21 protein-coding genes are annotated in these 23,496 nt (G+C 72.7%); 10 read left to right on the top strand and 11 right to left on the bottom strand.

Annotated features, from left to right (window positions below):
- Nucleotides 1–55: 55 nt before the first annotated feature.
- On the bottom strand, nt 56–1,276 hold the full coding sequence (locus ACWC91_RS20540) for an acetyl-CoA C-acetyltransferase (RefSeq protein ID WP_225074832.1): 1,221 nt from the start codon (nt 1,274–1,276) through the stop codon (nt 56–58).
- 157 nt (nt 1,277–1,433) lie between these two features.
- The gene (locus ACWC91_RS20535) at nt 1,434–2,552 is read right to left on the bottom strand and encodes an SGNH/GDSL hydrolase family protein (RefSeq protein WP_450642083.1); all 1,119 of its coding nucleotides are present in this window, start codon (nt 2,550–2,552) and stop codon (nt 1,434–1,436) included.
- Between the two features lie 159 nt (nt 2,553–2,711).
- Between ACWC91_RS20535 and ACWC91_RS20530 the strand changes: the two genes are divergently transcribed.
- Entirely contained in the window at nt 2,712–4,103 is a 1,392-nt protein-coding gene (locus ACWC91_RS20530; RefSeq protein WP_225074833.1) for a cystathionine beta-synthase, read from the top strand.
- A 433-nt stretch (nt 4,104–4,536) separates the two neighbouring features.
- On the opposite strand, the gene ACWC91_RS20525 is transcribed toward ACWC91_RS20530, so the two are convergent.
- Nucleotides 4,537–4,974 (bottom strand): hypothetical protein, encoded by a 438-nt coding sequence (locus ACWC91_RS20525; protein ID WP_225074834.1) that lies wholly within the window; start codon nt 4,972–4,974, stop codon nt 4,537–4,539.
- A gap of 295 nt (nt 4,975–5,269) precedes the next feature.
- On the opposite strand from ACWC91_RS20525, the gene ACWC91_RS20520 reads away from it, so the two are divergent.
- On the top strand, nt 5,270–6,112 hold the full coding sequence (locus tag ACWC91_RS20520) for a MurR/RpiR family transcriptional regulator (RefSeq protein WP_225074835.1): 843 nt from the start codon (nt 5,270–5,272) through the stop codon (nt 6,110–6,112).
- Between the two features lie 107 nt (nt 6,113–6,219).
- Complete coding sequence (locus ACWC91_RS20515; protein ID WP_450642074.1) at nt 6,220–6,822, top strand: hypothetical protein; 603 nt, start codon at nt 6,220–6,222, stop codon at nt 6,820–6,822.
- Nucleotides 6,823–6,856: 34 nt separating this feature from the next.
- On the opposite strand, the gene ACWC91_RS20510 is transcribed toward ACWC91_RS20515, so the two are convergent.
- The 5 genes from ACWC91_RS20510 to ACWC91_RS20490 all read right to left on the bottom strand — a co-directional run bounded on the left by ACWC91_RS20510 (nt 6,857) and on the right by ACWC91_RS20490 (nt 10,566).
- Complete coding sequence (locus ACWC91_RS20510) at nt 6,857–7,231, bottom strand: roadblock/LC7 domain-containing protein (protein WP_141360423.1); 375 nt, start codon at nt 7,229–7,231, stop codon at nt 6,857–6,859.
- Nucleotides 7,232–7,251: 20 nt separating this feature from the next.
- Entirely contained in the window at nt 7,252–7,752 is a 501-nt protein-coding gene (locus ACWC91_RS20505; RefSeq protein ID WP_225074837.1) for a roadblock/LC7 domain-containing protein, read from the bottom strand.
- Between the two features lie 13 nt (nt 7,753–7,765).
- The gene (locus ACWC91_RS20500) at nt 7,766–8,614 is read right to left on the bottom strand and encodes a transcriptional regulator (RefSeq protein ID WP_450642076.1); all 849 of its coding nucleotides are present in this window, start codon (nt 8,612–8,614) and stop codon (nt 7,766–7,768) included.
- Nucleotides 8,611–9,003 carry a hypothetical protein gene (locus tag ACWC91_RS20495; protein WP_225074839.1) on the bottom strand — a complete coding sequence of 131 codons (393 nt, stop codon included), beginning with the start codon at nt 9,001–9,003 and terminating at the stop codon, nt 8,611–8,613. Before ACWC91_RS20495 ends, ACWC91_RS20500 begins: the two co-directional genes overlap by 4 nt.
- Before the next feature lie 177 nt (nt 9,004–9,180).
- The gene (locus ACWC91_RS20490; RefSeq protein ID WP_450642078.1) at nt 9,181–10,566 is read right to left on the bottom strand and encodes a diaminopimelate decarboxylase; all 1,386 of its coding nucleotides are present in this window, start codon (nt 10,564–10,566) and stop codon (nt 9,181–9,183) included.
- 193 nt (nt 10,567–10,759) lie between these two features.
- On the opposite strand from ACWC91_RS20490, the gene hutU reads away from it, so the two are divergent.
- The 4 genes from hutU (at nt 10,760) to hutI (ending at nt 16,294) form a co-directional block, all read left to right on the top strand.
- On the top strand, nt 10,760–12,424 hold the full coding sequence (gene hutU, locus ACWC91_RS20485; protein ID WP_450642079.1) for a urocanate hydratase: 1,665 nt from the start codon (nt 10,760–10,762) through the stop codon (nt 12,422–12,424).
- An 83-nt stretch (nt 12,425–12,507) separates the two neighbouring features.
- Entirely contained in the window at nt 12,508–13,710 is a 1,203-nt protein-coding gene (locus ACWC91_RS20480; protein ID WP_225074906.1) for an allantoate amidohydrolase, read from the top strand.
- The gene (locus ACWC91_RS20475; RefSeq protein ID WP_281154484.1) at nt 13,707–15,095 is read left to right on the top strand and encodes a formimidoylglutamate deiminase; all 1,389 of its coding nucleotides are present in this window, start codon (nt 13,707–13,709) and stop codon (nt 15,093–15,095) included. Before ACWC91_RS20480 ends, ACWC91_RS20475 begins: the two co-directional genes overlap by 4 nt.
- A 26-nt stretch (nt 15,096–15,121) precedes the next feature.
- Nucleotides 15,122–16,294, top strand: coding sequence for an imidazolonepropionase (gene hutI, locus ACWC91_RS20470; protein ID WP_450642080.1), 1,173 nt, complete (start codon nt 15,122–15,124; stop codon nt 16,292–16,294).
- 88 nt (nt 16,295–16,382) lie between these two features.
- On the opposite strand, the gene ACWC91_RS20465 is transcribed toward hutI, so the two are convergent.
- Both ACWC91_RS20465 and ACWC91_RS20460 read right to left on the bottom strand, forming a co-directional pair.
- The gene (locus tag ACWC91_RS20465) at nt 16,383–17,948 is read right to left on the bottom strand and encodes a ricin-type beta-trefoil lectin domain protein (RefSeq protein ID WP_450642081.1); all 1,566 of its coding nucleotides are present in this window, start codon (nt 17,946–17,948) and stop codon (nt 16,383–16,385) included.
- 302 nt (nt 17,949–18,250) lie between these two features.
- Complete coding sequence (locus ACWC91_RS20460) at nt 18,251–19,186, bottom strand: RNA polymerase sigma factor SigF (RefSeq protein WP_281154486.1); 936 nt, start codon at nt 19,184–19,186, stop codon at nt 18,251–18,253.
- 239 nt (nt 19,187–19,425) lie between these two features.
- On the opposite strand from ACWC91_RS20460, the gene ACWC91_RS20455 reads away from it, so the two are divergent.
- Nucleotides 19,426–19,803, top strand: coding sequence for an STAS domain-containing protein (locus ACWC91_RS20455; RefSeq protein WP_100571008.1), 378 nt, complete (start codon nt 19,426–19,428; stop codon nt 19,801–19,803).
- 254 nt (nt 19,804–20,057) lie between these two features.
- Nucleotides 20,058–20,606: an ATP-binding protein gene (locus ACWC91_RS20450; protein WP_225074846.1), complete on the top strand. Its 549-nt coding sequence runs from the start codon at nt 20,058–20,060 to the stop codon at nt 20,604–20,606.
- A gap of 136 nt (nt 20,607–20,742) precedes the next feature.
- Here ACWC91_RS20450 and ACWC91_RS20445 read toward each other — a convergent pair whose 3' ends face one another.
- The gene (locus ACWC91_RS20445; protein ID WP_281154487.1) at nt 20,743–22,281 is read right to left on the bottom strand and encodes a peptide MFS transporter; all 1,539 of its coding nucleotides are present in this window, start codon (nt 22,279–22,281) and stop codon (nt 20,743–20,745) included.
- Between the two features lie 536 nt (nt 22,282–22,817).
- On the opposite strand from ACWC91_RS20445, the gene ACWC91_RS20440 reads away from it, so the two are divergent.
- Nucleotides 22,818–23,495, top strand: coding sequence for a response regulator transcription factor (locus ACWC91_RS20440; protein ID WP_100571005.1), 678 nt, complete (start codon nt 22,818–22,820; stop codon nt 23,493–23,495).
- Nucleotide 23,496: the final 1 nt, after the last annotated feature.

The following is a 23,496-nucleotide window of genomic DNA, read 5'->3' as shown; positions in this document are numbered from 1 at the left end:
TGGGTGGTAAAGCGGCCACTGACGGTCTCTCAGGTGGCCATTGTGACGCGGTGTCTCAGCTGAGGCGTTCGATGACCATCGCCATGCCCTGGCCGCCGCCCACGCACATCGTCTCCAGGCCGAACTGCTTGTCGTGGAACTGGAGCGAGTTGACGAGTGTGCCCGTGATGCGTGCGCCGGTCATGCCGAAGGGGTGGCCCACCGCGATCGCGCCGCCGTTGACGTTCAGCCTGTCCAGGTCGATGCCGAGGTCGCGGTAGGAGGGGATCACCTGGGCGGCGAAGGCCTCGTTGATCTCGACCAGGTCGATGTCGCCGACGGTCAGTCCGGCCCGCTTCAGGGCCTGCCGGGACGCCTCGACCGGACCCAGTCCCATGATCTCCGGGGACAGGGCGGAGACACCGGTGGAGACGATCCGGGCGAGCGGGGTGAGGCCCAGTTCGCGGGCCTTGGTGTCGGACATGATGACGACCGCGGCGGCGCCGTCGTTGAGCGGGCAGCAGTTGCCGGCGGTGACCAGGCCGTCCGGGCGGAAGACGGGCTTGAGGCCGGCCACGCCCTCCATGGTCACGCCGGGGCGCGGGCCGTCGTCCTTGCCGATCACGGTGCCGTCGGGCAGCGTCACCGGGGTGATCTCCCGCTCCCAGAAGCCGTTCTTGATGGCCTCCTCGGCGAGGTTCTGCGAACGCACGCCGAACTCGTCCATGTCCTGGCGGGTGACGCCCTTGAGGCGGGCCAGGTTCTCCGCGGTCTGGCCCATCGCGATGTAGGCGTCCGGGGCCAGGCCGTCCTCGCGCGGGTCGTGCCAGGTCGAGCCGCCTTGCTCGGCCCTGGCCGCGGTACGGGCCTCCGCTTCGGCGAACAGCGGGTTGTGGGTGTCCGGCAGGCTGTCGGAGTTGCCCTTGGTGAACCGGGAGACCATCTCGACGCCGGCCGAGACGAACACGTCGCCCTCGCCGGCCCTGATCGCGTGCAGGGCCATCCGGGAGGTCTGGAGCGACGAGGAGCAGTAGCGGGTGATGGTGCAGCCGGGCAGGTGGTCCATCCCCATCTGCACGGCGACGATCCGGCCGAGGTTGTTGCCCTGCTCGCCGCCGGGCAGGCCACAGCCGAGCATCAGGTCGTCGATGTCCCGGGGGTCCAGCTCGGGGATCTTCGCGAGCGCCGCCTGGATGATCGTGGCGGTGAGGTCGTCGGGGCGCAGGTCCTTGAGGGAGCCCTTGAAGGCGCGGCCGATGGGGGAGCGGGCAGTCGAGACGATGACGGCTTCGGGCATCACGACTCCATGTCGATAGGGCGGCGCGCAACGCTCGTGGAGGGCGGTGGCCGGGCGACCGGGCGGCCGCGTGGTCGATGACGGCGGGCTGCTAGGAAGTTACCCGTACGTACGGCCGGGGTCACTCCAACCGGGGTGTGACCCTGGCCGCAATTTTCTAAGCGCTTGCTTTCCCTGTTTGCTTCCCCCGTGCTGCCGGGTTCGCTCTCGGGCCGCCCTCAGACTCCCCCAGCTCCTCGAACTGAGGGGCGTCCTCGGACGGGCCGGAAGAGGCCGGCTCGGGCTCCGGGACCCGGCGCCGCCGGCGCCGCTTGAGCAGGGCCCACGGTCCGCGCGGACCGGTCGGCAGCGCCGCCGTGACCTCCGTGCCCGCCTGCGACGCGGCCTCGGCCGCCGCACGGGCCACCGGCAGGAAGCCCTCGCTCCGGGACACGTCCGGACGCTCCTCCTCGGCCGGCCACAGGCCCAGCGCCGCGCACACCGTCGGCAGCACGGCCATCGCCGCCGTCGCGTACCCCTCCGCGGAGGGGTGGTAGTTGTCCGGACCGAACAGCTCCCGCGGGTTCGCCGCGAACTCCGGACCCAGCAGGTCGCCCAGCGACACGGTCCGGCCCCCCTGCTCCACCGCCCCGATCGTCTGCGCCGCCGCCAGCTGGCGCGAGGCCCGCCGGGCCAGCCACCGCAGGGGCTGCTGGACCGGTTCGATCGTGCCGAGGTCCGGGCAGGTGCCCACGACGACCTCGGCGCCCGCCGTGCGCAGCCGCCGCACCGCCGCCGACAGATGGCGCACCGAGCGCGTCGGCGGCATCCGGTGGGTCACGTCGTTCGCCCCGACCATGATCACGCAGATGTCCGGCACCCGCTCCGGGTCGCCCAGCACCAGCGCCACCTGGCGGTCCAGGTCGTCCGACCGGGCACCGGGCTGCGCCACGTTGCGCATCCGCACCGGACGTTCCGCCACCGCCGCCAGGCCCGACGCCAGCAGCGCGCCCGGCGTCTGCCCGGCCCGGTGCACGCCCTGTCCCGCGGCCGTGGAGTCGCCGAGCATCACCAGGCTCAGCGGCGGCTCGCCGGGAGTGTCGTAGGCACGGCCGTACAGTCCGTCCGCGACCGGCACGTGGTTGTCCGTGCCGTTGCCCACGTGACGCTTGGCCATCTGCACCTCGGCCAGCAGCAGACCGACGGCCGCGGCACCGACCAGACCGAGTCCGCCGCCGCCGTACGCGGCGCCGGCCGCGATCCGCCGGGCCACTCTCGCCCTCGACATGTTCGTCATGCCCGCCGACACCTCCTCGTAGCCGTACATCCACTCCTTGCCCCGTACGGACCGTCGTCCAATCTCGACGGGGAGTGAACGTCCACCCGGGGTGGTCCCCCCTGGCCTTAGGCTGGCGGCACACTACGACCACATCTTTTGCAGCAACCGGAGACAACGGTGCAATTCCACGACTCGATGATCAGCCTCGTCGGCAACACCCCGCTGGTGCGGCTCAACAGCGTCACCAACGGGATCAAGGCGACCGTCCTGGCGAAGGTCGAGTACTTCAACCCCGGCGGCTCCGTGAAGGACCGCATCGCCCTGCGCATGATCGAGGCGGCCGAGCAGAGCGGGGAGCTCAAGCCCGGTGGCACGATCGTCGAGCCGACCAGTGGGAACACCGGTGTGGGACTGGCCATCGTGGCCCAGCAGAAGGGCTACAAGTGCATCTTCGTGTGCCCGGACAAGGTCTCCACGGACAAGATCAACGTGCTGCGCGCGTACGGCGCCGAAGTGGTCGTGTGCCCGACGGCCGTCGCGCCGGAGCACCCCGACTCCTACTACAACGTCTCCGACCGGCTGGTCCGTGAGACCCCCGGAGCCTGGAAGCCCGACCAGTACTCGAACCCGAACAACCCGCTGTCGCACTACCACTCCACCGGTCCCGAGCTGTGGGAGCAGACCGAGGGGCGGATCACCCACTTCGTGGCAGGCGTCGGCACCGGCGGCACCATCTCCGGCACCGGCCGCTACCTGAAGGACGCCAGCGACGGCAAGGTCCAGGTCATCGGCGCCGACCCGGAGGGCTCGGTGTACTCCGGCGGCTCCGGGCGGCCCTACCTCGTCGAGGGCGTCGGTGAGGACTTCTGGCCGACCGCCTACGACCGGAGCGTGGCCGACGAGATCGTCGCCGTCTCCGACAAGGACTCCTTCCAGATGACCCGCCGCCTCGCCAAGGAGGAGGGCCTGCTGGTCGGCGGCTCCTGCGGCATGGCTGTCGTCGCGGCGCTGCGGGTGGCCGAGCGGCTCGGCCCGGACGACGTCGTGGTGGTCCTGCTGCCGGACAGCGGGCGCGGGTACCTGTCGAAGATCTTCAACGACGAGTGGATGGCCGACTACGGCTTCCTGGACGACGAGGGCCCGAGCGCCCGCGTCGGCGACGTGCTGAACGACAAGGCGGGCGGCTCCATCCCCTCCCTGGTCCACATGCACCCGGACGAGACCGTCGGCGAGGCCATCGAGGTGCTGCGCGAGTACGGCGTCTCCCAGATGCCGATCGTGAAGCCGGGCGCCGGCCACCCGGACGTCATGGCGGCCGAGGTGGTCGGCTCGGTGGTCGAGCGGGAGCTGCTGGACGCGCTGTTCACCAAGCGGGCCGCGCTGGAGGACCCGCTGGAGAAGCACATGTCGGCCCCGCTGCCCCAGGTCGGCTCCGGCGAGCCGGTCGCCGACCTGATGTCGGTGCTGGGCGCGGCGGACGCGGCGATCGTGCTGGTGGAGGGCAAGCCGACCGGGGTCGTCAGCCGTCAGGACCTGCTCTCCTTCCTGGCCAAGGGCGAAAAGCACTGACACGTCGCCGCGGCCGGCGTGCCGGCGGGGAACGTGCGGCGACCCGCGGCTGAGAGGAAGTCGTGGAAACGGTACGTGCGTGTCACGTGCACGCAGCACCCGCTTAACACGCGTCCGGCAGATTGGTGGACGTCGGAAGGGGCGGGGGATCGCCTCCCGGGCGCGGCGCGCCGGGGGAGGCCGTCCGCCCCGGCCGGCGCCGTGCGGCGTCGCGGACCTCCGGAGCGGCTCCCGGACCTCCATGGACGCCACGGACGCGAAGGCCCGGTCCTGACCCGGCCCCGCGTCCCTCGCGGGGACCGCCGTCGTCCCGCCCCCCGGTAACGGGGGTGCGGCGGTCCCCGCGCATACGCCTTGCCCCCGCGCGGTCGTGCCGGGAACGCCGCCGCCCGCTCCTGCCGGGCCGGCGCGGCCGCTCAGTCCCTGCGGCCGCTCAGTCCTTCCAGGTGTCGTCCTCGCCGCGGTCGCGGCGGCGGCCGGTGAACAGGCCCGGGTTGGTGCGCGCGGCCTGGACGGCGTTGACGCCCACGATCCCGAACCAGGCGACGATGAGGCCGGGCAGGTGCGCGACGCCGCCGCCGATCGCGGACAGCGGCACGGCCAGTACCAGCGAGACGATGCCGAAGCCGAAGCGCTCGCCCCAGGAGTCGGTGGCCCTCGGCGAGCGGGAGCCCCGCGCCACCGTCATCTGCTGCTCGGCGAACTGCCGGCGCATCCGGCGTTCGACGGCCCCGTCGATACGCTGGTCGACCTTCTCCAGGAACGAGTCGACCAGCGCGGACTCGTACTCCTCGCCCAGCTCCCTGCGGGCTTGCAGGGAGGCGTTGAGGTCCTTCTTCAGGTCCGTGTCCCGCGCGTCCATTCCGGTCATACGCACCAGGCTAGGGAGCCGGGTCGCCCGCCGCACTGGGGCTAGCCCCCCTGTCCGTGCGGGGGCGGGCCGCCGTCGGCGTCGCCGGGGCTGCGGCCGGCGACACCGACGGGGCCTGCTCACACTAAGCACGTCGATTGTCACGTTCTGTGCGTGTTTGGGCGGTTTTAATGACACTTGGCCGATCCCTTGCCCTGACTGTATGACTTCATGCAGAGTTCTTGGTGTCTGAATAGAAACTGGTCGAGGAGATACCCTCCCGGGGCGTCGACGACATCTGGAGGGGGAGCACGTCATGAGCGTGACCGACAGCCCTGCCGCGCGGCTGCAGGCGCTCTTCGAGGGGCACCGGCTCACACCGACCCAGCGGCGCATCGCGCACAGCATGGTGCGGCGGGCCGCCGACGTGCCCTTCCTGTCCAGCGTCGAGCTGGCCGAACTGGCCGGGGTCAGCCAGCCGTCGGTGACCCGCTTCGCGGTCGCCCTGGGCTTCGACGGCTACCCGGCGCTGCGCCGGCACCTGCGCGAGGTCGCGCCCGCCGAACCGGCGGCCCGGCCGGCCTCGTACAACGAGTACCAGCAGGCGGTCGAGGCCGAGATCGAGAACCTGAGGCACCTCGCTCAGGCGCTGGCCGATCCACGGCCCGTGCGCAGGGCGGGACAGGTGCTCGCCGCCTCACGCCCGCTGCCGGTCCTCGGCCTGCGGGCCGCGGCCGCCCAGGCCTACGGCTTCGCGTACTTCGCCGGCAAGGTCCACCCGGACGTACGGCTGCTCGACGAGGGCGGCACGATGATCCAGGACCGCATCGACGGCGCCGTACGGGCGGGCGCCTCGGCGCTGCTGTGCTTCGCGCTGCCGCGCCATCCGCGCGAGGTCGTGGACACCCTCGCCTACGCCAAGGACGCGGGGCTGACCGTCGTCACGGTCGCGGACTCGGCCTTCGCGCCGGTCGCCAAGCATTCCGACCTGCTGCTGCCCGCCGCCGTCGGCACCGGGCTCGCCTTCGACACCGCGTGCGCGCCGATGCTGCTCGGCCGGGTGCTCCTGGAGGCGATGTGCGACGACCTGCCCGACGCGCAGGCCCGCCTGGAGGAGTTCGACCAGAGGGCGGCGGCGCGGGGGCTGTTCGTGGAGTGACGCCTCGTGGCGTGACGCCCGGGGCCGGGTGCTCTCAGACTCGTCTCACCAACGCTCGTTAGCCTGCCCGCCCGAACGAGGGTGCCGGGACGACGAGGAGGCAGGGCATGGCGCGCGCTGGTCGCACAGGTCGGGGAGGTCAGGGCCTGGCCCGGGTGGCCGTCGTGGTGCGGGCCGGAGCCGCGCCGCTGTGGTGGCTCGGCGTGTTCGCGGCGGGGATCGGCGTTCTGGTGCCGGGGCTGACCGGGCGCCGGATCGGGGTCCTGGCGGGGGCCGCGCTGTTCCTGGTGACGGCGGCCGTCGTGGCCTGCGCCCGGCGCAGGCGTTACCGGGCCCTGGCCCGGGGCGCCGCCCAAGCCGGACGCCACGACGTGCTCCAGGACCGGGCGGTGAGCGTCCGCGTCTGGCGCCGGGGGCACCGCTGGTGGCTCGCCCCGGCCTTCCTGGCCGCGCTGGGCGGCTCCTTCGCCCTGCCCGCGGCCGGCGGCCTGCTGCTGGCCGGCGCCGGAGCGGGGCTGTGGCTCAAGGCCGCCTGGCTCGGGCGGCTGGAGCGGGCCGAGGACACACTGCTGTGGGTGCGCGTCGACTGGCTGGGCAAGCGGGGCGGGCATCCCGCGGGCAAGGCGGTGCGGGGCTACCGCGGTACCGGCCTCGCGGCGGGCGACGCGGCCCCGGGCGGAGCACGCCGCCGCACCGCGGCGCTCGGCTAGGAAAGGTCCAGGGGGTCTGTCCCGGCGGCCCGGGTCAGACCTCCAGGTCCTCCTCGATCCTCCTGAGCTGGTGGCGGGCCATCGCCAGGTTGGCCCGCTTGGCGTCGAGGACGAGGTAGAGGAACAGGCCGTTCCCGCCGCGCCCGCTGATCAGGCGGATCAGGTGGTACTGGTCGCTCAGGGTGATCAGGATGTCCTCGATCTGCGCCTTGAGGCCGAGGTGCTCCATGGTGCGCATCTTGGCCCGTACGACATCCGTGTTGCCCGCGGCGGCGACGTTCAGGTCGAAACTCTTGCTGCCGCCCATCGTGCCCAGCGCCATGCCGCTGGTGTAGTCGACGAGCGCGACGCCTGTCGCTCCCTCGATGGAGGCGAGCGCTTCCTTCAGGCAGGTCTCGGTGTTGGCCATGGCCGGGTCTCCTTGTTGTGTCAACTATCAGTGGTAGTACGCGCGTTGGTGGCAGTGGTGCGTGGCGCGCGGGTGGTTCTGGTCCGTGCGGTGCCGGTCCTGGTGGCCGGTTTCACGGCTTTCGCGGGCGCCTTGCCGGAAGCGTCGGCCGCCTCGGCGTCGACCAGCTCCCCGATGCGGGCGCCCGCACGGCGGCCCTCCAGATGGAGGCGGCCGACGTTGACGCGGTCCTGGGCGAGCAGGGTCAGCACCGCGGTGCGGCCCGCCGCGTAGGTCGCGACGTAGCCGTGGACGCCTCGCACGAGCAGTTCGCGCAGATCGCCCTGGCCGGTCACGTCCGACATGCGCACGGCGACGCCGAGCGCCGTCGCGGTGAGTGCCGCCACGCTCTCCGGCTCCACGCCGGGGGTGTCGTGGGCCAGTACGAGGCCGTCGACACTGGCGGCGAGGGCGCCGGTGAGCTGGGGTACCCGGGCTCTGAGCCGGCGTAGCTCGTCCAGGATCTCGGGCTCGGCTGCCATCCGGTGTCTCCTCTCAAAGGGCCTCCAGCGCATCCCTGAGCCTCTTCAGCAGCGTGACGTGGGGGTCGGTGGTGTACGCCAGCCGGTCGGCGAGCGCGGGGGTCTGTCCGGCGCCGTCCGGTACGGGCGCGTCCCGTGGCGCGACGACCGGCGCGACGAGCCCCGCGGCCGCCAGACGCCGTACGTCCACCAGGGTGTGGAACGCCTGCCGGCCCAGCTCCCGGGCCAGGTCGGTGGCCGTGCGGGTGCCGTCGACCCGCTCCAGGAGCTTCCGCTGGCGGGGCGTCAGCTTCGGTGCCGCGGCGGCGTGCGTCCGCACCAGCGGGGCGCTGTCCGGCGCGTCGTCGGGCCAGACGCGGTGCAGCAGCTCGCGGCGGCGCAGGATCCCGCGCTCCAGGGCGGCCACCGGGACCCGCAGGACGGGGCCGAGCGGGTGGGCGATGCCGTAGCGGAACCGGCCCGGGGTGCTGCTCGGGGCGAGTGCGAAGTAGGCGGCGTCGTGGAGCGCGCCCAGGTGGCACAGCTCCAGGGCGCCCTCGGTCAGATGGCCGCCGTCCAGCAGCAGGCGTGCGGCGCCGTGCCGGTCGTCGGCGCGGATGACCGCGTCCCGCCACGCCTCGGCCGTCAGCGTGCCGTGGGCGGTGAGCAGCAGGTCCAGGCCGGGGCTCAGGGGGCTCTCGGCGTGCACTACACAGCCCTCGGCGAGGTGGAGCGTGCCGTGCTCGCGGACCAGGACGCCGGTGGCCCGCTCGGCGGCGAGCCGGGTCAGCATCGGCGAGAGGCCGCCCCAGGCCGCGTCCTCGGCGGCCGGCTTGCTGCGCACCGGCAGCTGGGGTGGGGGCGGGGTGTCGACCACGGTCATCCCAGCACCAGCCGCTCGGCCATCTCGCCCAGGCGTATGCGGGCCAGGGCGAGGTTGCCCTCGGTGCGGGTCAGCCACAGGTGCAGGAACACGCTGCTGTCGAAGGACGTGTCCACGAACCGCAGCAGGTGGTAGCTGTCGCGGTTGCTGACGATCAGGTCCTCCACCGGGGGACGCTCGCCGTCGGGGTCCTCGGCGGCGGCGAAGGCGCCGTGCTCGGCGGCCAGCCGGGCCAGTTCGGCGGCCTCCGCCGCGGTGGTCTCGTGGTCGCCGCCCGGGGACTCCCCGACGGTGCCCAGGGCAAGTCCGCTCGTCCAGTCGACCAGCGCGGCGCCTCTGGCACCGGGCAGCCGCATGGCTTCCAGTAGGCACTCGTCGATTCCGGGCACCGTTGTTCCTCTCCCACCGGGGGTTCGGCTGAGTGATGCCGACGCTACGCACGGTGTGCGCCGGTGGTGAGGGTTACGGCATTTTCCGGTGGAACATGCGACCGAGGGGCTAGTGTGGGTCGACTGAACCGGGTTTCAGGCGTGTCTTGCCGTGTCTTGCCGTGTCTTCGACGGACCTCAGGCGCGCTCGGGTGCGCGCAGGGTGGTGAGCGCCGACGCGTGCGCCCCCCCTGACTCGGTGACGATCTCCTCGACCGGCTGCGGCTCGCGCACGACCGCGAAGGCGACACCCCCGCGGCCGTCCGGGACGTAGCCGTAGACCCCGGGCCGGGGCAGGGAGTTGTAGGCGTAGTGGTGGGCGAAGTAGTAGGCCCCGGTGTCCAGCGCCGCCACGTGGTCGCCCGGTTCGAGAGGGGCGAGCGCGCGGGCCTCGGCGAGCAGGTCGCCCGCGAAGCAGGCGGGCCCGGCCACGTCCTGCACCACCTCGGGTCCCGGCTTGGGTCGCCCCTTCGCGTCGTACGCGGCCAGGCGCAGCGGCCAGGCCTCCGGTACGTAGACCGTGCGCGTCGCGACCTGCACGCCCGCGTGGGTCACGGCGACCGGCCGTCCCCCGGCGCTCTTGGTGTACTCCACCCGGGCCACCAGCGTGCCCTGCTTGGCCAGCAGCGACCGCCCGAACTCGGTCACCAGCCCGTACCGCCCCTCGCACAGCCCCGGCACCACCTCGCGCAGCAGCCGCGCATAGTGCGCGTACGTCGGCGCGGTCGCCTCGGAGCCGAAGTTCACCGGCAGCCCGCCGCCGATGTCGAGGGTGTCGATCTGCCGCCGTCCCGCGCGCGCGTTGATCTCCTCGGCGAGTTCGTACGTCCGCGCCACGCCCTGCGTCATCAGGGAGAGCGGGATGCCCTGGGACCCGGTGTGGGCGTGCAGCCGGGTCAGCCACGGACGGTCCAGATACGCCCGCACGACCCACTCGCGGGCGCCCTCGTCCTGTAGCGCCACCCCGAACTTCGAGGTCGCCGTGGCCGTTGACAGCGCCTCGATGGCACCCCCGCCGACCTGCGGATTCACCCGTATCCCGAGCGGTGAGCGAGGAGTGGTGGAGCCCACGAGGGCGTCGATGCGGGCCAGCTCCTGCGGGTTGTCCGCGTTGACGGCGATACCGAGTTCCAGCGCCTCGCGCAGTTCGGCCGCCGTCTTGGCGGGTGAGTCCAGGACGGTACGGGCGGGCGGCACCCCGGCCGCCCGCGCCAGCGCCAGTTCCCCCGGGCTCGCCACCTCGGCGCCGATGCCCTCCTCGTGCAGCAGCCGCAGGACGGGCACGAGCGGGGTCGCCTTGACGGCGAAGGCGTGCAGCACCGGAGTCCCCGGCGCCAGCACCGCCTCGAACGCCGCCCGGAGCGCCGCCGCGGACTCCCGGATGCCGGTGACGTCGAGCAGGCCCACGATGGGGGAGCCGGGGCCGAGCAGCCCCTGCGCCACCGCGGCCCGCACCGCCTCGTCCCGTCGCACCGCCCGCCCGCGGTCCGCCTCGCCGATCCTGTCGCCGTGGTTCTGGTCCATGCCGTCGTCCATGCCGCGCCCCCGGTCTCGTCGGTGTGTCTCCAGGTCCTGCCTTCCTGACCTGGAGCGGGCCAAACATGAGCCGGTCGTGCGGCCCGGCCCGGCCACGCGTATTGACTAGCTCTATTCATCACGCCAGGATGTGAATAGTCGCAGCAACAATCCGCCGGGAGCACCCACCAGGAGGCAGACCATGTCAGGACCCCGCCCCGTACGAGCGCCGCGCGGTACGGAACTGAGCGCCCTGGGATGGCAGCAGGAAGCCGCCCTGCGGATGCTCCAGAACAACCTCGACCCCGAGGTCGCCGAGCACCCCGACAAGCTCGTCGTCTACGGCGGCACCGGCAAGGCGGCCCGCGACTGGCGCTCCTTCGACGCCATGGTCCGCACGCTGAGGACCCTCAAGGCCGACGAGACCATGCTCGTCCAGTCCGGCCGCCCGGTCGGCGTCATGCAGACCCACGAGTGGGCCCCGCGCGTGCTCCTGGCCAACTCCAACCTCGTCGGCGACTGGGCCAACTGGGAGGAGTTCCGCCGCCTGGAGGCCCTCGGCCTGACCATGTACGGCCAGATGACCGCCGGCTCCTGGATCTACATCGGCACCCAGGGCATCCTCCAGGGCACCTACGAGACCTTCTCCGCCGTCGCCGCGAAGAAGTTCGGCGGCACGCTCGCCGGGACGATCACCCTGACCGCCGGCCTCGGCGGCATGGGCGGTGCCCAGCCCCTCGCCGTCACCATGAACGACGGCGTGGCCATCTGCATCGACTGCGACCCGCGCGCCATCGAGCGGCGCATCGAGCACCGCTACCTCGACGTGAAGGCCGACTCCCTGGAGCAGGCCCTCCAGCTGGCCGTGGAGGCGCGCGACCAGCGCAAGGCCCTGTCCATCGGCGTTCTCGGCAACGCGGCCGAGCTCGTCCCGCAGCTGCTCGCGATGAGCGCGCCCATCGACATCGTCACCGACCAGACCTCCGCCCACGACCCGCTGGCCTACCTCCCGCTGGGCGTCGACTTCGAGGACATGGCCGACGCCGCCGCCAAGGACCCGGCCGGCTTCACCACCCGGGCCCGCGAGGCCATGGCCCGGCACGTCGAGGCCATGGTCGGCTTCATGGACGCCGGCGCCGAGGTCTTCGACTACGGCAACTCGATCCGCGGCGAGGCCCAACTCGCAGGGTACGAGCGGGCGTTCGCCTTCCCCGGATTCGTCCCCGCCTACATCCGGCCGCTGTTCTGCGAGGGCAAGGGCCCGTTCCGCTGGGCCGCGCTGTCGGGTGAGGCGTCCGACATCGCCAAGACCGACAAGGCGATCCTGGAGCTGTTCCCCGAGAACGAGTCCCTGGCGCGCTGGATCAAGATGGCGGGCGAGCGCGTCCACTTCCAGGGCCTGCCCGCGCGCATCTGCTGGCTCGGCTACGGCGAGCGCGACAAGGCGGGCGAGCGGTTCAACGACATGGTCGCGAGCGGTGAGCTCCAGGCGCCGATCGTGATCGGCCGCGACCACCTCGACTGCGGCTCCGTCGCCTCCCCGTACCGGGAGACCGAGGCCATGCTCGACGGCTCCGACGCGATTGCCGACTGGCCGCTGCTGAACGCGATGGTGAACGTGGCGTCGGGCGCGTCGTGGGTGTCGATCCACCACGGTGGCGGCGTCGGCATGGGACGGTCCATCCACGCCGGCCAGGTGACGGTCGCCGACGGCACCGCTCTCGCCGGGGAGAAGATCCGGCGGGTGCTCACCAACGACCCCGGCATGGGCGTGATCCGGCACGTGGACGCCGGGTACGACATCGCGGAGTCGGTGGCCGCCGAACGCGGGGTGCGCGTGCCCATGCGCGAGGGTGAGGAGGCGTGACGCGGCATCAGGCCGATTCGAGCGAGGTCCGCGCGGCCGCGACGCGGACCCCGTCGCCCGCCGTGGGCGACTCCTTCCACACGATGTGGCGGGAGTTGCTCCCCATGGGGCGCCACCCCGAGTCCGGTGGCTACCGGCGATTCGCCTGGACCGCGGCCGACGCCGAGTGCCGGGCCTGGTTCCGGCGGCAGGCCGAGGACCGCGGGCTGGCCTACGAGGTCGACCGCAACGGCAACCAGTGGGCCTGGCTCGGGGACCCCGCGGCCGGGGACGCCGTGGTCACCGGGTCGCACCTCGACTCCGTGCCCGACGGCGGGGCCTTCGACGGGCCCCTGGGCGTCGTGTCCTCCTTCGCCGCCCTCGACGAACTGCGCGGCCGGAACGCGCGGTTCACCAAGCCGCTGGCCCTCGTCAACTTCGGTGACGAGGAGGGCGCGCGGTTCGGGCTGGCCTGCACCGGCTCGCGGCTGACCGCCGGGCAGCTCACCGTCGAGCAGGCGCACCGGCTCACCGACGCCGACGGGGTCACGCTGCCCAGGGCCATGGAGGCCGCCGGGTACGACCCCGACGCCATCGGCCCCGACCCGGAGCGGCTCGCGCGCATCGGCGCCTTCGTCGAACTGCACGTCGAGCAGGGACGCGCCCTCGACCTGACCGGCGACCCCGTCGGCGTGGCCAGCGCCATCTGGCCGCACGGGCGGTGGCGGTTCGACTTCCGGGGCGAGGCCAACCACGCGGGCACCACCCGGCTCGTCGACCGGCGCGACCCGATGCTGTCGTACGCCGAGACCGTGCTCGCCGCCCGGCGCGAGGCGGCGCTCGCCGGTGCCGTCGCCACCTTCGGCAAGATCGCCGTCGAGCCGAACGGCGTCAACGCGATCCCGTCCCTGGTGCGCGGCTGGCTCGACTCCCGCGCCGCCGACCAGGCGACCCTGGACACCGTGGTCACCGGTGTCGAGAAGGCGGCCCGCGAGTACGCCGCGGCGCACGGCGTCGACCTGGACGTGGTCCGCGAGTCCTTCACGCCCGTCGTCGAGTTCGACCACGCCCTGCGCGACGAGCTCGCCCGGCTCCTGGGCACGGACACCGACCTGAAGGTGCCGGTGCTCGGCACGGGTGCCGGACACGACGCCGGAATCCTGTCCGGGAGCGTCCCGACCGCCATGCTGTTCGTGCGCAACCCCACCGGTGTCTCGCACTCCCCGGCCGAGTTCGCGGCCGAGGACGACTGCGTGGCCGGGGTGCGCGCGCTCGCCGACGTACTGGAAGGGCTGGCCTGCACGTGACCCCCACCGAGCAGACGCGGACGTACTGGCTGGAGCAGGCCTGGCTCGGCACCCTCCCCCAAGCTCTCGACGGCGCTCGAGCAGGGGGGACCCCCGTCGAGCCGGGCGTGGCGCTCGACGTGCGCGGCGGCCGCGTCGCGGCCGTCCGCACCGGCGTGCCCGTCCCGCCGGCGGGAGCCGAGGTGCTGCGGGGACTCACGATCCCGGGACTCGCCAACGCGCACAGCCACGCCTTCCACCGGGCTCTGCGCGGCACCGTCCAGGTCGGCTCCGGGACGTTCTGGACCTGGCGCGAGGTCATGTACGCCACCGCCGGCCGGCTCACCCCCGAGACGTACCACGCGCTGGCCCGCGCGGTGTACGCCGAGATGGCGCTGGCCGGCATCACCGCCGTCGGCGAGTTCCACTACGTCCACCACGCTCCGGGAGGCGCCCGGTACGCCGACCCGAACGCGATGGGCGAGGCCCTGATCGAGGCCGCCGCCGAAGCCGGAATCCGCATCACCCTCCTCGACACCTGCTACCTGTCCGCCGGATTCGGTCAGCCGCCCGGCACCCACCAGCTCCGCTTCTCCGACGGGACGGCCGAGGCCTGGGCCGAACGCTGTTCAGTTCTCAAGGAACGGGATCACGCGCGGATCGGTGCCGCCGTGCACTCCGTACGGGCCGTGCCCGCGCGGGACCTGGCGACGGTGGCACGGTGGGCCGAGGAGCGGGGGGCCCCGCTCCACGTGCACCTGTCGGAGCAGACCGCCGAGAACGACGCCTGCCAGGCCGCTCACGGCTGCACCCCGACCCGGCTGCTGGCCGACCACGGCGTCCTCGGCCCGCGCACGACCGGCGTGCACAACACCCACCTGACCGAGGAGGACATCGCCCTGCTCGGCGGATCCGGCACCGGCACCTGCATGTGCCCGACCACCGAGCGGGACCTGGCCGACGGCATCGGGCCCGCCGTCGCCCTCCAGCGCGCAGGCTCCCCGCTCTCCCTGGGCTCCGACAGCCACGCCGTCGTCGACCTGCTCGAAGAGGCCCGCGCGATGGAGCTGAACGAGCGGCTGCGCACCCGCACCCGCGGTCACTGGACCGCCGCGGCCCTGCTGCGGGCCGCCACCGCCGACGGGCACGCCGCCCTCGGCTGGTCCGACGCCGGCAGCCTCACCCCCGGCGCCCGCGCCGACTTCACGACGATCGCGCTGGACTCGGTCAGGACAGCGGGGACGCTGCCCAGGCTCGGCGCCGAGACGGCCGTATTCGCGGCGACCGCCGCGGACGTACGCCATACGGTCGTGGCCGGTCGGCACATCGTGCGGGACGGCGCCCACACCCTCGTACCCGACGTGCCGTCGGCGCTGGCAGGCGCCGTCCAGGCACTGCGCGGCTGAATTTCCCCGTCACCCCTGAGGACACCATGAGCAGCACCGCCATCACCAACATCGCCACGCTGGTCACCAACGACCCCTCCCTCGGTGACGGATCCCCCCTCGGACTGGTCCGGGACGCGGCCGTCGTCATCGAGGGCGACCGCGTCGCGTGGACCGGTGAATCCAGCAAAGCACCCGCCACTGACAACCGGGTCGACGCCGGCGGCCGGGCGGTGATCCCCGGCTTCGTCGACTCCCACTCCCACCTCGTCTTCGCGGGCGACCGCACCGAGGAGTTCAACGCCCGCATGTCCGGCCGGGCCTACAGCGCGGGCGGCATCCGCACCACGGTCGCCGCCACCCGCGCCGCCACCGACGCGGAGCTGGAGGCCAACCTCACCCACCACCTCGCCGAGGCCCTGCGCCAGGGCACGACCACGTTCGAGACCAAGTCCGGCTACGGCCTCACCGTCGCCGACGAGGCCCGCGCCCTGCGCATCGCCGCCGCGCACACCGACGAGGTCACCTACCTCGGCGCCCACATCGTCCCCCCGGACTACGCCGAGGACCCGGCGGCGTACGTCGCCCTGGTCACCGGGGAGATGCTGGACGCCTGCGCCCCGCACGCCCGCTGGGTCGACGTCTTCTGCGAGAAGGGCGCCTTCGACGGCGACCAGGCCCGCGCGATCCTCACCGCGGGCAAGGCCAAGGGCCTGCTCCCGCGCATCCACGCCAACCAGCTCACCTACGGCCCCGGCGTCCAGCTCGCCGTCGAACTGGACGCGGCCAGCGCCGACCACTGCACCCACCTGACCGACGCGGACGTGGACGCGCTGGCGAACGGGAACACGGTCGCCACGCTCCTGCCCGGCGCCGAGTTCTCCACCCGCGCCCAGTGGCCCGACGCCCGCCGCCTCCTCGACGCGGGTGTCACGGTGGCCCTGTCCACCGACTGCAACCCCGGCTCGTCGTTCACCTCCTCGGTGCCCTTCTGCGTCGCGCTCGCCGTACGGGACATGGGCATGACCCCGGACGAGGCGGTCTGGGCGGCGACGGCGGGCGGCGCGAGGGCTCTGCGTCGCGACGATGTCGGCCGTCTGTCCCCGGGCGCCCGCGCCGACCTCGCCGTCCTGGACGCGCCCAGCCACGTCCACCTGGCCTACCGGCCGGGCGTTCCGCTGGTCACCCAGGTCTGGCGGCGCGGCGTACGCGAGGTCTGAGCGGGGCCTGTCCGGCGGACCGAGCCGCAGGAGGCCGACGGAAGGCGCCCCGCCGGCCGCCCGGATCACCGTCCGGGTCCGGGTCCGGTCAGGCGCTGCCCGCCCGCCACTCCTGCGCCGTACCTCCGCCGTGCAAGTCGAGGGAGAGGTGGCCGTCCGAGTGCGGGGTGAGGGCGGTCCAGGTGGCGATGGCCGGGCGGATCATGCCGTCCGGGTCGACGGTGAAGCGCAGATTGCGGCCGTTCCTGCCGTCGACCGACGAGCACCTCCAGACGCCGACGCCGTTGTCCACCGAGCCGCGGCTGTCCAGGCAGAAATCGGGGTCCGCCGCCGACTGGAGCACCTGGCGCGAGGCGTCGAACCGCCAGCGCTGGCTGGACGCGGACCCACACGGGGCGGTGACGACGTCCGTGCCGTTGTCGAAGTCGCCGGCCACGTCCAGGCAGCGGCCCGAGGCGGCGTTCACCACCTGCGCGTAGGCCGCGCCGGGCGGATGCACCGGCGAGGGCGACGGGCCGGGCGGAGGCTTCGGGCGCGCCGTCCGGGAGTGGCCCGGCGTCGGTTCGGGGGCCGGATGCCGGGACGGCGGCCGGGAGGTCGCCGACGGGGAGGGCGCGGGCGGGGTCGCCGACACCGTGGCCGTCACCGTGACCCGCACCGGCGGCGTGGGCACGGTCATCGCGCCCGCCGCCCGCTGGTGCGGTGTGCCGTCGTTCGAGGTGAGCAGGAACAGCAGCAGTGTCGTGAGGGCCACGCCGAGCGCTGCCGAGACCAGCGCGTAGCGGCGGGAGCGCGGCCAGGCGGAGGGCCGCGCCCGGGCCCCCGGCGGCGGATCGGCCGGATGCTGTGCGACATAGGCGGCGCCACCCCAGGGCAGCAGGCCCTCGGCCACCGCGGTGCGCGGGTGGTCGCGCAGGGCGGACTGCTCCTCGAACGCGGCCGAGCAGTGGTCGCAGCGCGTCATGTGGGCGTGCAGGTCCAGGCTCGCGCGGGGGTGGTCCGGCCGTACCGCCTCCTCGATGAGCCGCCGGAAGTCGCCGCAGCGTGAGTCGTCCGACGCGGCCAGACGTGCCTTCAGACAGGCCTGGGCCAGTGCCTTGAGCGCCTGTGGGGTGCCGTGCACCACGTCCTGGCGGGTGAGGCCGAGGAACCTGGCCGTCCGCTCCTCGGGTTCCCGCTCCACGATCCCGTACCAGACCAGGCCCTGGACGCGGGTCGGCAGCGACCGGAAGGCGGCGAGCAGGGGCGGTACGGGGCCCTCGGGGCCGGCCGTGTTCAGGACCAGCAGCAGCCCCGGGTCGACGCCGCCGGACCGCTCGTCCCGCGCCCAGGCGGCGGTCAGTCGGGCGGTGAGCAGCAGCAGGCGCAGCCGGACCGGGACGCCCGGGTCCGCACCGCGCGCCGTCTCGCGGGCGGCGAGGGTGAACGCCTGCGCCGCGAGTTGACGGGCGGCCGACTCGCCGGCGGTGCAGTGCCGGGCGTGGGCGAGGGCCCGGGGCAGGTGGCGGGAGCGCAGTTCGCGCAGCGCCGGCCAGAGGGTCGCGGTGTCGGCGCGCAGCAGTTCGGTGAGCCGTGCGTCGGAGGCGTCCGCGTGCGGTCCGCCGCCCGTGTCCCCGGTCTCGACGTCGTCGTCGCTCCCGTCGGCCCGAGCCATTGACCCGCCCTCCTCGCACCCCCGGTGGCACGGCCGGACTCTGGACGTACCGGCCGGTATGGGGGTGACCCATAGTGGGGGAAGCGAGCCGCGGGGGAAAGAGGTTGCCCAGGGTTTTCCGGGGTAACGGCGCCACGGCGGCGGGGCTTCCCGGGGCATGCCCCGCATGCCCCGAACGCTCCGGGGCACGCCCCGCACGTGCCCGGGACGTGCCCCGGACGTGCCGAGGCGCCGGGGGCGCGGTCCGCCCGGCGCCACCGACGGCACCGGACGGAAACGTCCCCCTTCATCTCGTCACACCGTCACTCTTCGAGTGTCAGGCCCTTGCGCAGTTGTCCGAGCGTCCGGGAGAGCAGCCGGGAGACGTGCATCTGCGAGATGCCGAGTTCCTCGCCGATCTCCGACTGGGTCATATTGGCCACGAACCGCAGAGACAGGATCTTCCGGTCCCGGGAGGGCAGTTGGGCGATCAGCGGCTTCAACGCCTCGACGTACTCAATGCCTTCGAGCCCGTGGTCCTCGTAGCCGATGCGGTCCGCGAGGGCGCCCTCGGAGTCGTCCTCCTCGGGCTGGGCGTCCAGCGACGACGCGGTGTAGGCGTTCGAGGCGGCCATGCCCTCCACCACCTCGTCGTTGGACAGGCCGAGGTGCTCGGCGAGTTCGGCGACCGTCGGGGCGCGGTCGAGCCGCTGGGCCAGTTCGTCACCGGCCTTGGCGAGGTCGAGGCGCAGTTCCTGGAGCCGGCGCGGGACGCGCACGGACCACGAGGTGTCGCGGAAGAAGCGCTTGATCTCCCCGATGATGGTGGGCATCGCGAACGTCGGGAACTCCACGCCCCGGGACAGTTCGAACCGGTCGATCGCCTTGATCAGGCCGATGGTGCCGACCTGGATGATGTCCTCCATCGGCTCGCTGCGGGAGCGGAAGCGGGAGGCGGCGAACTTGACGAGCGCGAGGTTCAGCTCGACGAGCGTGTTGCGGACGTACGAGTAGGCGTGGGTGCCTTCCTCGAGGGACTCCAGCCGCTCGAAGAGGGCCTTGGACAAGGCCCGGGCGTCGTCGGGGGCCACTTCGTCGTACGGGGGGATGTCCGGGAGTCCGGCCAGTGCGTCGGCCTGATCGGCCCGCTCGGCGCGTACGTCGTGGAACTCGATGGGATCCAGGGGCTCCGCTGGGGATGCCGACGTCGCCATCGGGGTATGCGATGCGTCGAGCCGGGGTGACATGATGTCCTCCATCGTTCTCGGCATATGGCTGCCGAAGCCAATTCGTGCACTGCGGTGTGCGGCGCCTCCAAAGCCGGCCGTGTCGGGTGCGGGTCTCTACTAGCCCTACCCGCTTTCCCAACACCGCCGCAAGTTCCTTATGTGGGGGTATGTCCGTTTGTGTGCGGATGTTCGGCTGTCGGAGCGATGAGGGAAGGCGTAGTGTTCGAGGGCGTCAGGCAGCAGCGAAGACCCCGGGAGAGAGAGACGGCATGGACCGCGGGACGGTCGGCAGCGCACAGTCGGGCCGGCTTCTGGTGGAGGTGCGGCAAGAGGGCTCCAGCGCCGTCGTGACGCCGGCGGGTGAGCTCGATCACCACACGGCCGACCTGCTGCGCGAACCACTCGAGGAGTGCCTCGACAAGGGACGCTCGCGCCTGGTGGTGGATTGTTCACGCCTGGAGTTTTGCGACTCCACGGGGCTGAACGTGCTGCTGGGCGCGCGGCTGAAGGCGGAGGCGGCCGGAGGGGGTGTGCATCTGGCCGGGATGCTGCCGGTGGTGGCCCGCGTGTTCGAGATCACAGGGGCGGACGCGGTCTTCACCGTGCACGACTCCCTGGAGGATGCCCTGGCCGACGAGGCCGGCTGAGCCGGCCTTCGGGTTCGTCGACGTGCCCCTTCCGTGTTCAGCGCCCGGCGTATGCCGGGCGCACGCGCGGCGGGCCGAAAACGGGGGTGTTCCCCCCGATCGGTCGGGCAGGAGACATCCTGAGTGGATCGGTCGCCCTCGCGGGCGCCGGCGACCGGGGTTCCGGCGTGTGTACGGACGTACCGACCGTGTGCGTGTGAAGTGACTGGTGACTTTTGAATCGTGAACTGGTGAATCGGTGAGGTGAAGCGCTGATGAGCACCACCCGGCCTTACTCGCCGGGCGACCGCGGCCCGGAGCCCAGCGGCGCTTCCGGGGCGTCCGAGGGGGACGCGCCGACGGGCGCGGTACCCACAGGGGGTGCGACGGCCGTGCCGGCGGCCCCCTCCGGGAGTCGCCAGATCCGCAGGCTGAGCTTCGACGGCGAGAGCGGCGTCGTGCCGCTCGCCCGCGACTTCACCCGCCAGGCGCTGTACGCGTGGGGCTGGCTGCCCGCCGCGACCGCCGACCAGCGGGCCGCCGCCGAGGACGTACTCCTCGTCGTCTCCGAACTGGTCACCAACGCCTGCCTGCACGCCGAGGGCCCCGACCAGCTGGAGATCACCTGCGACAACAAGGTGATCCGCATCGAGGTCTCCGACCGCGGCACCGGCCAGCCCGCGCCGCGCACCCCGCACCGCGCCGGGCGCCCCGGTGGCCACGGCATGTTCATCGTCCAGCGGCTGTGCCTGGACTGGGGTGTGGTCCGCGCCCCCGGCGTCGCCGGCAAGAGAGTGTGGGCCGAGCTGGGGGCGCCCGCCTGAACGCGGAGCCGCTCGGCAAGGCCCGACGGCGACCGCGGCACCAGGAGCGCAACACCAGGAGCGCGAGACAGAGAAGACCGCGACACGAAAGGGCCGCCCCTCACGGGGCGGCCCTTTCGGCGATCGGAGGGTGACGTCAGTGGACGTCGCCCATCAGGGACTGCACCTTCCGGCGGTACATGTAGATCGCGACACCGGCGAGGGCGGCGAGGACCGCCTCCAGGGCGACCGCCCCCGTGCCGCTGAGGTCGACCCCGGCCACGGCGGGGTTGGACAGCAGGCTGGTGATGGAGTCGCCCGCGGTGACCGCGAGGAACCACACGCCCATCATCTGGCTGGCGTACTTGGCCGGCGCCATCTTCGTCGTCACCGACAGGCCGACCGGGGAGAGGCACAGCTCGCCGACGGTCTGGATCAGGTAGATGCCGACCAGCCACATCGGGCTGACCAGGGTGTCACCGTGGGCCATGCCCAGCGGCAGCAGGAAGAAGAAGAACGAGACGCCGATGAAGAACAGGGCGGCCGCGAACTTCGCGACGGTGCTCGGCTCCTTGCCCTTGCGGCTCAGCCACAGCCAGAACCAGGCGAAGACCGGGGCCAGCGCCATGATGAACACCGGGTTCAGCGACTGGTACCAGGAGGACGGGAAGCCGAAGCCCAGCAGCGAGGAGGAGGTCTTGGTCTCACCGAACGCCTGGACCGTGGAACCGCCCTGGTCGTAGATCATCCAGAAGGCGGCGGCCGCGACGAAGAACCAGATGTAGCCGGTCATCTTGGACTGCTCGACGGCCGACAGTTCCTTGTCGCGCTTGATGCGCAGCAGGACGCCGGCCGGGATGACCAGACCGATGACGGTGAGCGGGATCATCGCCCAGTTCAGGGTGAAGTGGCCGGTGAAGCCGACGATGCCGTAGAAGACGGCGGCGACGGCGAGCCAGGTCAGGCCCTTGCGCAGCCAGGAGGCACGCTCGGCGGCGTCCAGCGGCTTGGGCACGACGTTGCTCTGCGGGCTCAGGTTCCGGGTGCCGATCAGGAAAGCCGCGAGGCCGATCGCCATGCCCACGGCGGCGAGGCCGAAGCCCAGGTGCCAGCTGACCTGCTGGCCGACGGTGCCGATGATGAGCGGCGCGAAGAAGGCACCCATGTTGATGCCCATGTAGAAGATCGTGAAGCCACCGTCGCGGCGCGGGTCGTCCGGGCCCTTGTAGAGGTGGCCGACCATGGTGGAGATGTTGGCCTTCAGCAGGCCGGAGCCGAGCGCGACCAGCGCGAGACCGGCGAAGAAGGGCGCCTGGCCGCCGGGCAGCGCCAGCACCGCGTGACCCGCCATGATCGTGACCGCGGCGATCGCCACCGTCTTGCGGGGGCCCCAGACACGGTCGCCCAGCCACCCGCCGGGCATGGCGAGCAGGTACACCATCGACAGGTAGACGGAGTAGATGGCGGTGGTGGTGGCCAGATCCATGCCGAGCCCACCGCTCATGCTCCCCTTCTTGGCGTCGGGGCCGCCGGAGAGCAGGTACACGACGAGAAGGGCCCGCATACCGTAGAAGCTGAAGCGCTCCCACATCTCGGTCATGAAGAGTGTGGCCAGGCCGCGGGGGTGGCCGAAGAAGGTCTTCTCGGAACCGGGTGTGCCCGGATGGACCGAGTCCTTCGTCAGGCTGGACGCCATGGTCGTTCCTTGCTGGTCGGGACGCGCCGCCCTCGGCGGGTACGCGCCCGGTGGGGGTGGCCGGCACCGGCAGGCCCGAGGTCCACCCCACGCCCAGGGGGATCCCGCTCCGGATCGCGAAGCGGCGGACGACGGCCACCGGGATCCACACCTCTGCTCGCGTCGACGCGCGTACGAGGCCCGGCCCTAGGTCATTCTTCCCGGGCCGGTTGGGGCCGACCCGCCCACAAAAGAGACCTTCAGCGTCAAGACGATCGCCAAAGGTCCCCTGTGTGCATCAGACGTTCAAGCCACCATACGGCAGGACACCGCCCGATATGGAAGGACTTGAGACACGGATCACAGGTCGCTGGGGAACCCTGCCCGGCTTTCGAAGGTCTATTACCAAGGCCTCAAAGGATCGCATTCCGTGCCGCCCGGTCCGTGCCGCGGAGCCGCACGGGCGGCACCCGACAGGCCGCAAGGTAAGAAGCGCGTGTGTCGATCACACCGCCGGACCACCCCAGCGGGCGGCGCGGGCGGACTACCATCGGCTCATGACCCGTGTACTGCTCGCCGAGGACGACGCGTCCATCTCGGAGCCGCTGGCCCGCGCACTGCGCAGGGAAGGTTACGAGGTCGAGGTGCGTGAGGACGGACCCGCCGCGCTCGACGCCGGAATGCAGGGCGGTGTCGACCTGGTCGTGCTGGACCTCGGGCTGCCCGGCATGGACGGCCTGGAGGTCGCCCGCCGGCTGCGCTCCGACGGCCACACGGTGCCCATTCTGATCCTGACCGCGCGCGCCGACGAGGTGGACACCGTCGTCGGCCTCGACGCGGGCGCCGACGACTACGTCACCAAGCCCTTCCGGCTCGCCGAACTGCTCGCCCGCGTCCGGGCCCTGCTGCGGCGCGGCGCCGCCGAGCCGCAGCAGCCGCCCGCCACGCACGGCGTGCGCATCGACGTCGAGTCCCACCGCGCGTGGATGGGGGACGAGGAGCTCCAGCTCACCGCCAAGGAGTTCGACCTGCTCCGGGTGCTCGTGCGGGACGCGGGCCGGGTCGTCACCCGCGACCAGCTGATGCGCGAGGTCTGGGACACGACCTGGTGGTCGTCCACCAAGACCCTCGACATGCACATCTCCTGGCTGCGCAAGAAGCTCGGCGACGACGCGGCGAACCCCCGGTACATCGCGACCGTGCGCGGCGTGGGCTTCCGATTCGAGAAGAGCTGAG

The organism is Streptomyces sp. NPDC001204, from assembly GCF_053598035.1.
Note: the sequence above shows the minus strand (reverse complement) of the source record. Positions and strands in the feature narration are given on the sequence as shown.